This is a genomic window from Clostridium thermosuccinogenes, assembly GCF_002896855.1.
Classification (GTDB): domain Bacteria; phylum Bacillota; class Clostridia; order Acetivibrionales; family DSM-5807; genus Pseudoclostridium; species Pseudoclostridium thermosuccinogenes.
In genome coordinates this window covers 1,241,200-1,254,705 of the sequence record NZ_CP021850.1, presented here as the reverse complement: position 1 = coordinate 1,254,705, position 13,506 = coordinate 1,241,200, and the positions used below count along the sequence as shown (strand labels likewise).

General features: G+C 43.1%; 8 protein-coding genes. 1 reads left to right on the top strand and 7 read right to left on the bottom strand.

Annotation, left to right across the window (positions count from 1 at the left end):
• Positions 1 to 256: 256 nt before the first annotated feature.
• From CDO33_RS05425 to spoIIP, 4 genes are all read right to left on the bottom strand, one after another.
• Positions 257 to 1,771: an extracellular solute-binding protein gene (locus CDO33_RS05425; protein WP_103081129.1), complete on the bottom strand. Its 1,515-nt coding sequence runs from the start codon at positions 1,769 to 1,771 to the stop codon at positions 257 to 259.
• Between the two features lie 1,036 nt (positions 1,772 to 2,807).
• Positions 2,808 to 3,962, bottom strand: a complete 1,155-nt coding sequence (locus CDO33_RS05420; RefSeq protein ID WP_103081130.1) for a GntR family transcriptional regulator — start codon at positions 3,960 to 3,962, stop codon at positions 2,808 to 2,810.
• Between the two features lie 161 nt (positions 3,963 to 4,123).
• Positions 4,124 to 4,414, bottom strand: a complete 291-nt coding sequence (locus tag CDO33_RS05415; protein ID WP_103081131.1) for a hypothetical protein — start codon at positions 4,412 to 4,414, stop codon at positions 4,124 to 4,126.
• Positions 4,415 to 4,512: 98 nt separating this feature from the next.
• The gene (gene spoIIP / locus CDO33_RS05410; protein WP_103081132.1) at positions 4,513 to 5,802 is read right to left on the bottom strand and encodes a stage II sporulation protein P; all 1,290 of its coding nucleotides are present in this window, start codon (positions 5,800 to 5,802) and stop codon (positions 4,513 to 4,515) included.
• 324 nt (positions 5,803 to 6,126) lie between these two features.
• On the opposite strand from spoIIP, the gene CDO33_RS21445 reads away from it, so the two are divergent.
• Entirely contained in the window at positions 6,127 to 6,258 is a 132-nt protein-coding gene (locus CDO33_RS21445) for a hypothetical protein (protein ID WP_274540084.1), read from the top strand.
• Between the two features lie 47 nt (positions 6,259 to 6,305).
• Here CDO33_RS21445 and CDO33_RS05405 read toward each other — a convergent pair whose 3' ends face one another.
• From CDO33_RS05405 to aspS, 3 genes are all read right to left on the bottom strand, one after another.
• Positions 6,306 to 10,631: a 2-hydroxyacyl-CoA dehydratase gene (locus tag CDO33_RS05405; protein WP_103081133.1), complete on the bottom strand. Its 4,326-nt coding sequence runs from the start codon at positions 10,629 to 10,631 to the stop codon at positions 6,306 to 6,308.
• Positions 10,632 to 10,937: 306 nt separating this feature from the next.
• The gene (lepB, locus tag CDO33_RS05400; protein ID WP_242973380.1) at positions 10,938 to 11,483 is read right to left on the bottom strand and encodes a signal peptidase I; all 546 of its coding nucleotides are present in this window, start codon (positions 11,481 to 11,483) and stop codon (positions 10,938 to 10,940) included.
• Positions 11,484 to 11,698: 215 nt separating this feature from the next.
• The gene (aspS, locus tag CDO33_RS05395) at positions 11,699 to 13,486 is read right to left on the bottom strand and encodes an aspartate--tRNA ligase (RefSeq protein WP_103081134.1); all 1,788 of its coding nucleotides are present in this window, start codon (positions 13,484 to 13,486) and stop codon (positions 11,699 to 11,701) included.
• Positions 13,487 to 13,506: the final 20 nt, after the last annotated feature.

The window sequence follows — 13,506 nt, the reverse complement described above, 5'->3', positions numbered from 1 at the left end:
TTCACACGCATACCTTTATATGCCCAAAAAGATATCCAAAGCCACATGCCTGCACATATGCTTAAACAAAATATTCACATGTACATGTCTTCATATGCCTAAATAGGATATTCGCACATACATGCCTACACATATTTAATGGGATATTCACATACACATGCCTATATATGCCTAATAGGAAACCCACAAAGAAACCCTGGGCTCTTTGTGAGTTTCCTTGCATCAATACCACTTTATCAGCTAATGATTTGCAACACTATCCTTCGTTATTTTCCTCCGGTTCCGGTTCAACCCACTGACCCAAGAGCATCAATCTCGCATTTTCAATACCTATTGCTACCTGCTCTTCAACCGAAGCGACTTTTGATGCCGGTTCTTCATCCTGCACATAGAAACCGCAGTGGGGCAGTACATTCAAGCCTTGCCAGATAGCGCCATCCAGCTGCTGGCCTATAAATGCCATATCCGATACGGCATACTTGCCCAGCTCTTTTAATATCTCAAAAGACTCATCATCCCTGAGCTTTGTATAGGCCACTTCATTCAGGCGGAGTTCATCCTCATCCTGGGATTTCCATGCAAGGGCCTCCAATATCAGACCTGTCTTATCCAGATCCGGATTGGAAACAGGTACCGCCAGGGAAGGTGCATCATGGCTTACCCAGCACTTGTATTCATTGGTGTTGTTACCCATGGGCATTGGGACAAATCCGAAATCATCTTCCATCTCATAAATCGGATCTATTACACCCCTGCCTCTGGAGTATGCCAGGAACAGCACTTTTCCTTCTGTAAAGGCTTTGACATATGCATCCATATCTTCACCGTCGTTCTTAGGGAAGAAGGTGTCGCCTCTTTTACACATCTTTTTAATCATATCTATAGTTTCAAAAGCTTTAGGCGTATTTACCACGTATTTCATTGTGCCGTCTTCTTTTACGTCGATGATTTTATTGCCGGACGCAAGGTAAAGAACTACGGAGATGTCCCAGTCATGGCCTGTGGCAAGACCGTAACGGTCGTTGCTGTCAAAAGCACCGTCACCATTCAAATCTCTCTTGGCAGCCTGCTGCATTTCCAGCATCTTTTCAAAAGTCCACTGTTTGTTTTTCACTAAATCATAGGGGTTTTCCAGTCCCAGCTCTTCAATAATGGCTTTATTGAAAGCTATGACCCATACCTCGTCGCTCTGTGTGATAAAAGGAGCTGCAGTGCCGTATTTAATGTCTCCGTAAGAAAGGTAGGATGTGCTGTCATATCTGTTCCAATACTCAGCATCCAATCTAAGGTGAGGTATTGTGTTCATGTTCACAAGTCGTTTTGCCTTGATATGTCTTCCCAATTCCCAGGTTGGCGTTACAATGATGTCGGCATATTTGTCCCCGGCCATAACCGCAGTTGCAAACTCATCCTCTGAATGATTTCTGATTTCAATCTTGCAATTGAACTTCTCCTGTACCCAATTGATTCTTTCAATAATAGCATTGGCCAAATCGGAGCTGCCGGCTTCCGGAAACCACCTGCTGGCATTGTTGTCTGCGACGGTAAATACATATCCTCCCAAATCCTGATCCGGCAGGCCGCTGCCGTCATCTTGCTCTTCCGGTTCCTCCGGCGTCGTTTCCTCAGGAGTCTCCGTTGATGCAGTTGAGCCGGCATTGGTTGTTGAATCCGTTGTAGTTTTCTTATCGCTGCTTCCGCAACCTGATGCAATGATGCCTATTATCATTGCCAGCAATAATACCCAGGTAATTCCCCTTTTCTTTAACATTTTTAACCCTCCTTAAAAAATTAAAGTGATTATTTTGATAAGTAAAGACATAAATATTTGTCTTCACGAAAAAACAGGGCCAGTATTTTATAACCTTTTCTTTATAATTCGATGTTAAAGAAGGCATGAAAACAACTTGTGGAATGTTCACATAACGATGAAATGTATATAATATGTACATTATTTTTCATGATATCAGGATGATTAAATGATATAGACATTAGTGCGTTCTCTCCTTGTCGAATATTGACAAAGTATGTATCATTTATGACATATATAGCATTTATTGCGTAAATGTCTGCATGATATGTCCTGAATTTATACCAATATAATATAATATGCTTTTTGCGCTGTCAAGATATTTATATGTTTTATTTGTTAAATTTAGTATATCGAATATTAATAGTCCATAGATTTCTGAAGGTAAATATTCCTTGCGAATATTTACAACGGCAGATGTTACGGTTTGAAAGGCATGATATGCTCTTTTCAGGCAAATCTTAAAACAGACGTGCTTGACTTTAAAAAAATAAAACTGGCATGCCTTCTTACGGAAACGCCTGAAACCCAATTTTTTTCAATGAAAACATTGCTGTTCCACGCGCTTGTATAAAGGAATCCCGAAGGTCAGACATGCATGTTTGCTGAAAATATTAAGTGCTGCATTATTTTTTTAGAAATTCGAAGGATTTGTGTTTTTAAGAAGGAGATATATTCTCGTAGGAAAGCTTAATGGCCTTGACATTGCTCTTCTAAAAAAGCCTGAAGAGATCACATTCGGGGAAGGGCATCCGGAAAGATGACATCCTGATTCAAAAAAAGCTTTGGAAGTTTGGAAAAGAAGCTTCGTAAGTTTTAAAGAAGGCTCCGTAGTTTGAGTAAAAAAGATCTTCAGGTTTTAGGTATTAATGAATTTGGAATTTCTTAAATTAAAAGCACGGGGAGAAGAATAGCAAATGAACTGACTGTGCACATACGTGACAGCTTTTTTCTTCTCCCCGCAGTTGTTTTTATAACGTAATCTTGCTTTATATGTCTATACGGATCTGGCTTTGCCTGTCGTAGTGCCTATAACCAGATCTGCATCCAGATATACCTTTTCCACATCTCCCTTTTTCTTCATCAGGTTCAAAAGCAGTCTCAGGGCTGTTTCTCCCATTTCAGATTCCTTCTGCTGGATAAAGGTAAATAAATACTCGTCCGCATAATTGAATGGGCTGTCAAAGCATACAATGGATAAATCCTTCGGGATGGCCTTTCCCAAGGATTTTGCAGCCTTCATAGCCAGCAGTGCGATATTGTATTCCATGGCATACATGCATGTGATCTGGGGATTTTCCTTCAGGAGTTTAACTATTTTATCTATATCCCTTTGCCTGTTCTCTTTCGCATCCTTTTCAGGCAATGTGCTGATCAGGTCGGTCAGCCACAACGAATCATCTATCCCCACCCCATGCTCCGCATGGCTTTTAATAAAACCCTCTATCCTGTCTTCGATTGTTGAGGTATTTTTATACGGAGGCGAGAGGATGGCGATGTTTTTATGCCCAAGTTTGAGGACATAATCAGTTATTTTTGCTGAAGCGCTGATATTATCGGTACCTACAAACGGAACCGGTATCCCACTCAAACATCTATCCACCGAGACAATTGGAAAGCCATCCAGGGTCAGCCGCAAAATTTCGCGGTTATACAGTTCTCCATGGACAGGCATGATTATGATGCCATCAACTCCCAATTCCAGCAGGGAGTCAATCACGTTCTCTTCTATGTCCTGTCTTCCATAGGAACGTTTTAGCACGATGAAGCAATTCTTTTCGGAGGCTTCCTTTTCAATACCCGAAAGCAGGGATGTACCATAAGACTCGGCAAAATCAGGCAGAATCACACCAATCATAGGAGGGCGGGCAACTTTGTCTTCCTCATTTTTAGGATCTTTCAGACACTCATTATCTGTTTCATCCGTCGAATTGCTCTTTACAAAAGATCCTCTACCGGGGGCCCTGTCAATCAGTCCTTTTTCAGCCAGCATCTCCAATGCTTTTTTGCTGGTAATCCGGCTCACTTTATACTCTTCCGATAATTCCTTTTCCGACGGAATCCTGTCTCCTACCTTGTATTGTCCGGACAGGATTTTTTTCTCCAAATCATTATAAATGCTTTTGTATAGCGACAGACTACCCTTTTTCATAGCGGCTGCTCCCTTACAAAAATTAGTGCAACACGGGCTTAGTTTAAATAATAACAATATGATATAACATCTGCAAATGATATGTCAATAAACGAAGGATCAACGATATAAAAACCATACTGGCATAGTCCATTAAAAACAGCAGCGATATCCGGCCTGTGTTATTTTAAACCCAGAATACTGTTGATGGCGCTTTTTATCCTGCGAAAGTCCTTTTCCACATACTCGGTATTTATATAGATTTTATGATCGAATATATTCAGACTGTAAAGAGATGAACCCTCTCTTTCCAGCGAAACAAATTCAACACTATACTCATTTTTCATAATGCTGTTCACGGAGTAATCAACAACGCACAATCCCGTTATGACCAGCAAAAAGAAGAAAAGAAACGACAATCTGAATTTTCTTCTGCTGATCCTGATCTCCCTGAATCTTTCAACCCTGCCCATGAAAAATCATCCTTTGCAAAAAATAATGGAAGTATCGTGGCAATATATCCAACTTCCATTATTCCCAAAAAAGGAAAATCTCATAACATGAGACTGTGCTATTTCATGCCTCCCAGCACTTCGTTCAATGCTTCCGCCAGATATTTCGTGCTTTCAATTGCTTCATCCAGCGTGTTTCCATCACCGCCTATTTCTATAATGAAAGCACCCTTTGAAACCTGCTGATTATATCTGGCATTTCGCAGCAATATCGGAAGCATCAAGCCAGGATACTTATCATTCATATATTTATGTAACTTTAAGGCAAGCTTGAAATTTTCCTTCCAGTTTTCATGATTTGTCCCGATGACGAAGAACATCTGGGCAGCATTCTTGTTGTCTATCTTGATCGCCTGTCTCAATTTATTTACCCCATCCAGTCCATCCCTGTGCAAATCTATAACCACCTTCAGGGACGGGTTTCCCTTAAGAATATTATCGACTGTTTTAGCGGCATTGACATATGAATCATTATAATCATAATCATTTATTGTTCCGTTGTGCATTACGTTAAAACCATACTTCTTCTCCAAATGTTTGTGAAGCTCATCCCCTACCCGGACTACATTATACCTGCTGTCCTGTGTTCTGCTGGGCACATTTTCCTTTCCCAAATCCTCCAGCTTTCGCAGATAACTTTCCGAGGTATGGGTATGGTAAATGAGTATTTGTGGTCCCTTCTCCTCAAACTTGAAGCTCAGTTCCTCTTTTAGCAGTTGTTCTATCATGGCATCATCCACTTCGTACTTACTTTCATTTTTAATTGCAATATTGCTGTTGTAGTCGTTATTTCCGCCGGAATCATCCCAGCCGGTCCCGTCCGTTCCGTCGTAATAAATAGAGCTTTGATCCTGCAAAAAGCCGGATGGGCCTTCATGCGGCTCCGTACCCTCATCCGTTTTACCTTCAGGCTTGTCGCCGGTATTGCCGCTATCGCTGTTTTCATACTTGCTTTTTTCCTTTTCCTTCTCAATTTCCTGCGCCAAATATTCCTTATAGCTGTTATTATAAAAATTATACATGATAGGAGACTGAGCATTCAGAATGGTGACAGGATTGTCCAGGTTAAAGTTAAATATATTGGCTATAAGATTGCTTATTTCCCTCGAAAGGGATATGCTGATATTGCCACTGTTGTAAACGGTGTCAATCAAGGGAATTGCCTTGTTGAGAGTTGATTTGAAAGATTCCACATGCACATTCCTGATTATATTGACATCAGTGCTAAATAACAGATTTCCCCCCGCTATTCCAAGCCTTACAGCCAAATAGGACAGTATCGCAAGGATTGCTGTCTTAAGTACCCTCTCCAATACATTTTTTCTATAATTTTTGTATTTCTTTTTCATGTTTTCCTCCGTTTGAAAGCAAGATATTTTGTCTACCAATCCCCCTTTTCATTAATATTCACAGGCATGTTTCAATATGACAGTATGTTGGCTGCCCTTTTTCTGAGCTTCTCAACATTCGATTGATTTATGCGATTCCAGCATATATAATATTTAATGACGCAATATATACTTAATGAGGCAATACTCTTACCCTGTTAGCCAGTGCTGAGCTTTGTGCGGTCGGGAAACGCATATATGCCTCTTATGCTCCGATTAGTAACTTACAGCTCCGCTTTCTGTATTTCCGGGGTTATATCTTACTAAAATTTAAAGGAGAATACGATGGATACACAGATCATAGTTTTGATAGCTACTGTTGCGACATTTGCAGTGCTCGGTTTTATGATGTACAGATCTATAAAGAAGTACGAAAAAAATAACATGAATAATAAGAAGAAAAAAAACAGGAGATAGGCTGTTGTAAAGCCTGTCTCCTGTTTTTTTGATCCATGTCGTCCGTTTTAGATGCCGGCGTTCGCCCCATGCTCGTCATCTTTCACGAGCTGGGCATTTCTGGCGCTGTTTCGCACCAGAGACTCTTCCCTTAAAAGTTCAGCGCTTTCCTTCTGCAAATTCTTAAAGGCAACCGAAAGCATCAGCTTTATCCTGTTAAGCTGATTTACCTCACTGGCTCCGGGATCGTAGTCTATAGCCACAATATTGGCTTCGGGATATCTTCTTTTCAGCTCTTTGATCATGCCTTTTCCGGTTACATGATTGGGCAGGCATGCAAAGGGCTGCATGCAGATTATGTTTTTTGCTCCGCTTTTTATAAGCTCGATCATCTCAGCCGTCAAAAACCAGCCTTCTCCCGTCTGGTTGCCTATAGACAAGACCTTGGAAGCATCCTCTGCCAGCTCGTATATGGAAGGAGGCGCATGAAATCTATTGCTTTTGTTTAATGCCTTCTTCATTTCTTTTCTGTAAAATTCCATAGCCATAATGGCTGCATTGCTCAAAATCTTCGACTTTCTCGAGCCCGCAAGCTTGTCATGTTTAAAGTTGGCGTTATAGGCCGTATACAGGAAGAAATCCAATAGATCGGGCATTACAGCCTCTCCACCTTCCTGTTCCACAATATCCACCACATTGTTGTTGGCAGTTGGGTGGAATTTCACCAGTATCTCTCCTACCAGCCCAACCCGTGGCTTTTTTATATTCAGAAGCTCCAGATTGTCAAAATCCTTGACGATTTGACGGATGTTTTCCTTAAAAGTCCTATGGTTGCCATCCATCACTGATTGCTTGCATTTTTCTATCCAACCTTCATAAAGCGCATTGGCTGATCCGGGAATCCTTTCATAAGGCCTTGTTCTATACAGCACCCTCATGAACAGGTCTCCGTAAACGATAGCCATTATGGCCTTATTCAGCAGTGAAGGAGTAATTTTAAAGCCAGGGTTTGATTCCAAACCGGCGGCATTGAGGGAAATAACCGGAACATGCCCAAAACCAGCTTCCTTCAACGCCTTTCGGATAAAGGCAATATAATTGGTAGCTCTGCAGCCTCCACCCGTCTGGCTGATTATTAAGGAAGTATTGTTAACATCATATCTTCCGGATTTCAGTGCTCCAATCAGCTGCCCTGTCACCAGGATGGACGGGTAGCATGCATCGTTGTTGACATATTTCAAGCCTTCATTAACGGCTTCCTTATCAACCGAAGGCAAAACCTCCAGATTATATCCGGCCGCCCTGAAGGCAGCTTCAACGAACTGGAAGTGTATAGGAGACATCTGGGGAGCCAAAATAGTATGCTTTGCCTTCATTTCCTCGGTGAATATCATTTTCTTGAAAGGCGGCTCCACCCTATGGGGCTCAAAGCCGTTGCCGTCCCTCTCCTCCATGGCTGCTTTCAACGAACGTATCCTGATCCTGGCTGCACCAAGGTTGTTTCCTTCATCTATTTTTAATGTGGTATAAATCTTTTCAAAACTGTTTAACACTTCCTGCACCTGATCGGTAGTCACCGCATCCAGGCCGCATCCAAAGGAGTTAAGCTGAACAAGCTCCAGGTTCTTGCTGGTCTTGACGTAGCTTGCTGCAGCGTAAAGCCGCGAATGATACATCCACTGGTCTACCACTCTCAGCGGTCTTTCCACTTCGCCCAGGTGGGCTATCGAATCTTCAGTAAGCACCGCCATGCCAAAGTCCGTAATCAAATTAGGGATGCCATGATTGATTTCCGGATCTATATGGTAAGGACGTCCGGCCAGCACTATACCTTTTCTGCCGGTTTCCTCCAGATATTTAAGAACCTCTTCTCCCTTTCTCCTGATATCTTCCTTAAAGTTTATGTCTTCCTGCCATGCTTTATCTACGGCAGCGGAAATCTCTTTCTTAGATATTCCGAATTCTCTGAATTCTTCATACAGCCTCGTTTTGAGCCTGTTCTTATCGTCATAGGGCAGGAACGGGTTCATGAACTTAATATTTCTTTCCTTCAGTATGTCCATGTTGTTCCTTATAACTTCGGCATACGAGGTAACTATCGGACAGTTGTAATGGTTGTTGGCATCCTTCTGCTCCTTTTTTTCATAAGGCACGCAGGGATAAAAGATAACCTGTACCCCTTTGTTGATAAGATCCATTATATGCCCGTGGGTAATCTTAGCCGGATAACAAACCGTATCCGAAGGGATGGTTTCCATTCCCAGCTCATATATCCTCTTGGAAGACCTGGCCGACAGCACCACCCTGAATTTCAGCTCCGTAAAGAAGGTGAACCAGAATGGATAATTCTCATACATGTTGAGCACTCTCGGAATACCGATGCTTCCCCTCGTCGCCTCATTCTCGCTTAAGGGCTTGTAACCGAAAAGGCGCTTATACTTGTAATCATAGAGATTGGGGATATCATTCTTCCTGTGCTCCAGTCCGGCTCCTCTTTCGCAGCGGTTTCCTGAAATAAACACCTCACCGGTGGAAAACTCATTTATGGTAAGCAGGCAGTTATTGCCGCACAAACCACATCTTCTCATGGAGGTTTCCGCAGAGAAGCTGTTAAGCTCATCGGCTTTTAGTATAGTGCTTTTGCTTCCTTCTTTATATCTTTCCTTTGCTATCAATGCAGCACCAAATGCCCCCATAAGGCCGGCGATATCAGGTCTTACCGCCTCCCTCTCCGATATGATTTCAAAGCAACGGAGTATGGCATCATTGTTGAAGGTTCCACCCTGTACTATTATCTTATTTCCCAATTCCTGCGGATTTCTGATTTTAATTACCTTATACAACGCATTTTTGATAACGGAGTAGGATAACCCGGCAGAGATATCCCCCACCGAAGCCCCTTCCTTCTGGGCCTGTTTTACCCTGGAGTTCATAAATACGGTGCACCTGGAACCAAGGTCCACAGGATTCTCAGCATGCAAGGCTTCCGCAGCAAACTCCTGCACATCCATGTTCAGGGAACGGGCAAAGGTCTCAATAAAGGAACCGCATCCCGATGAACATGCTTCATTCAATACTATGCTGTCTATAACCCCGTTTTTCACCCTGAGGCATTTCATGTCCTGTCCGCCGATATCCAATATGAAATCTACACCGGGGAGGAAAAAATCAGCGGCTTTATAATGGGCTATAGTTTCAATTTCTCCAATATCCACATGCAAAGCTGCTTTAAGCAGGCTTTCTCCATAGCCGGTAACCGTAGAGTTTGCAATTTCCGCTTCCGGAGGCATGTGGGAATACAAATCCTTCATTATTCTGACGGCAGACTTCAATGGACTGCCTTCATTGCTGCCGTAATATGAATAGAGCAAAGCTCCGTTTTCATCAATCAGAGCAGCTTTAGTGGTAGTTGAACCGGCATCTATGCCAAGGAAGCACTTGCCTTTAAATGTGCTCAAATCGCCTCTTTTTACCGAGTTGCTGCCATGCCTTTTCCGGAATTCATCCAATTCTGCCTGATCGATAAAAAGCGGTCTTAACCTTTCCACCTCATTGGACTGAAACTCATCCAGAGTCGAAAGGCGTTCATTCAATTCTCTGAAAGCCAGCGAATTTTCACTCTTTGAAGCGATAGCCGCTCCCAGGGCGACAAACAGCTGGGAATTCTCCGGGAATATCACTTGTTCGGGCTTAAGTCCCAGAGTTTCAATAAACCTTTTCCTCAGCTCCGAAAGATAATACAAAGGTCCACCCAGAAACGCGACATTTCCACGTATCGGCCTACCACATGCCAGACCGCTTATCGTCTGGTTTACCACTGACTGGAAAACCGATGCCGCTATATCCTCCCGGGCTGCGCCTTCGTTCAGCAAAGGCTGTATGTCCGTTTTTGCGAACACACCACAGCGGGCGGCAATGGGATAGATGACCTTGTATTTTTTAGCCAACTCGTTTAAGCCCTGAGCATCAATCTGCAAAAGGGAAGCCATCTGGTCGATAAAGGCACCTGTTCCGCCGGCGCATGTACCATTCATCCTTTGGTCTACTCCGCCGTCAAAATACGTTATTTTTGCATCTTCTCCCCCCAGTTCAATTACCACATCTGTCTGAGGGATGAACTTTTCAATGGCTTTAGTACCGGCGATCACTTCCTGTATAAATGGAAGCTTCAGCCATTTTGATACGGATATACCTCCTGAACCGGTAACCGTCACTGTAATGCTCGCATCCCGGAAATTATCGTATGCTTCTCTTACCAGTTGGCAAATGGTCTTCTTGATATCGGAAAAGTGCCTCTGATATCTGCTGTATATAATTTTATCATTCTTATCAATAACAACTAGTTTTACTGTTGTTGAACCTACATCCAAACCTAAATGCAATAAATTGTTCATACTTGAATATAAACCTACAGCAATGCAAAATCCTTCCGATTAAGCATCAAACCCTAAAACTTTCTCAGTACATACAATTGCTGTAAAATTTATATCTTAACCTCCTTCAAAATACAGAATACCCCCAAGTATTCAAAAAGCAGTGCCCTTATCCCGTACCGCAATACCATATTCCAAAGTCACTGCTGCACTGTTTTGTGTCCTCTATATTATACTTATTTATCTTAACACAAGTTTCAACAATAATAAAGTGCTTTAATAGCTTTCGTGCCAAAATATAACATAAACTCAATTGTTTTACATGCTTTATTTCAGGCTGCCAAACTTGCTGAAGGGATAAAATCTAAATATGGCCTTCCCGGTGATTTTATCCATATCGATGGCGCCCATGGTCCTGCTGTCAACGATTAAGGCCTCCCGGTTATCCCCAAGAACATACACCATTCCTTTCGGCACGGTCATCTTGCTATATTCAGGGTTTTGCTCCTGCGTATAACTGCCCTTAATGTAAGGCTCCTTTATGGCTTCCCCGTTCACATATACTTTGCCGTCTTTTATTTCTACAGTGTCATTTTCCAGAGCTATTATCCGTTTTATAATAGGACTCCTTTCCTCCCCCACAGTCTCCGGAGCGTCAATTGTCACTATGTCCCCATAATTGAACTTTTTCAACCTTGGACTTATCTTTTCCACCAGCAGATTGTCCCCTTCTTTCAGGGTAGGCTCCATGGAATAGTTGAACACAATTGTCCTCTGCGCCACAAAATTAACTATTAAAAAAGCTATTATCAGAGCGATCAATATATGTATTGCCCAGTCCAGAATTTCCTTCTTCAAAGCATTTCCGGTCATAAAAATTCCCCCTTGCTTGCCTGAGAATAAACCTATGGATAAAACAAAGAAAATGCAGCTTCCGTCCGCCGGCTTTTGGCTTGCACCAGGCCATATGCGGACGGAATAATTCAAAGTTGCATGATCAGTATATGAACAGCACCGGTTAAAATGGCAAGTCGCACTATTATGCCTTTTGCTTTATAGTGCGACATCCACCCTTTGAATTTTCGAAATCAACCTTTTATATCTGTCTTTATGTGAAGCTCCTCCAGCTGCCTGTCATCAACAAAATCCGGCGCATTGGTCATAAGGCACGAAGAATTCTGTACCTTCGGGAAAGCGATAACATCCCTTATGTTGCTCGTGCCGGCCATGAGCATTACAAGCCTGTCAAGGCCGTAAGCCATACCACCATGGGGAGGAGTACCATATTTAAAAGCTTCGAGGAGGAACCCGAATCTTTCCCAGGCCTGCTCTTTGGTAAAGCCCAAAAGCTCAAACATCTTCGACTGCAGATCCTGATCATGTATCCTTATACTTCCGCCTCCCAGCTCTACGCCGTTTAACACTATATCATAGGCCTTGGCTCTGACTTTTCCGGGATCGGTATCCAACAAAGGGATATCCTCATCCATGGGGGAAGTAAAAGGATGATGCTTTGCCACCCAGCGTTTTTCCTCCTCATCGTATTCATAGAGGGGGAACTCCGTTACCCACAGGAACTTGAATTCATCCTTGTTCAAGAGGTCGAGCTTTCTGGCCAGCTCCAGCCTCAACTGTCCCAAAGCATCATAAACTATTTCATTTTTGTCGGCAACAAGGCAAATAAGGTCGCCGGGTTCTGCTTCCATCCTTTCCAATAAAGCCTTCATCTTTTCGGGGGTAAAAAACTTGGTAAGCGATGATTTTATGTCGTTTTCTCCCACCGTAATCCAGGCCATACCCTTAGCCTTGTACGTCTTCACGAAATCAACCAGCTTATCGATATCCTTCCTGCTGAATTTATCGCCACAGCCCTTTGCATTTATAGCCCTTACGCTTCCACCATTAGCCACGGCATCGGTGAAAACCTTAAAATCGCAGTCTTTTACGATGTCGGATACATTGACCAGCTCCATTCCGAACCTTATATCGGGCTTATCCGAGCCAAACCTGTCCATTGCCTCCCTGTACGGCATCCTGAGAAACGGTGTTTCCAGTTCGATTCCCAGCACCTGCTTAAACAGCCTTTTTATGAATCCCTCATTTACTTCTATGACATCATCCACATTTACGAAGGACATCTCCAGGTCTATCTGGGTGAATTCAGGCTGCCTGTCGGCTCTCAAATCCTCATCTCTGAAACATTTCACTATCTGGATATAGCGGTCAAAGCCGGAAACCATCAAAAGCTGCTTAAATAACTGGGGTGACTGGGGCAGGGCAAAAAACTTGCCGGGGTGCACCCTGCTGGGCACCAGATAATCCCTCGCCCCTTCCGGAGTGCTCTTGGTGAGCATCGGAGTTTCAATCTCCAGGAAGCCTTTCTCGTCAAAATAATCCCTGGCAACCTTAGCCACTTTGTGCCTTAATATAAAGTTTCTCTGCATATCCGGCCTTCTCAGATCCAGGTACCTGTATTTCAACTTAAGCACCTCATTGACGTCGGAATCCTCTTCGATGCTAAAGGGTGGTGTTTCTGCAGTGCTCAGTATCCTCAGTTCCTTCGCCAGAACCTCTATCTCGCCGGTTTTCAGCTTGCTGTTGACAGCTTCAGGAGCCCTTTTGGCCACTTCTCCAACCACCGCCAGGACATACTCGCTCCTTATGCCCGAAGCCTTTTCAAACAGCTCCTTGTTGGAAGAGCTGTCGAATACCACCTGTATGATTCCGCTCCTGTCCCTCAGCCATACAAATATCAAACCTCCGAGATCCCTTCTTCTTTGCGTCCATCCCATCAATGTGACAGTTTCACCCACGTTTTCCAATCCCAGTTCCGCGCACCGGTGTGTCCTTTTCATACCATATATCGATTCACCCATGATAAATACCTCCATGTCAT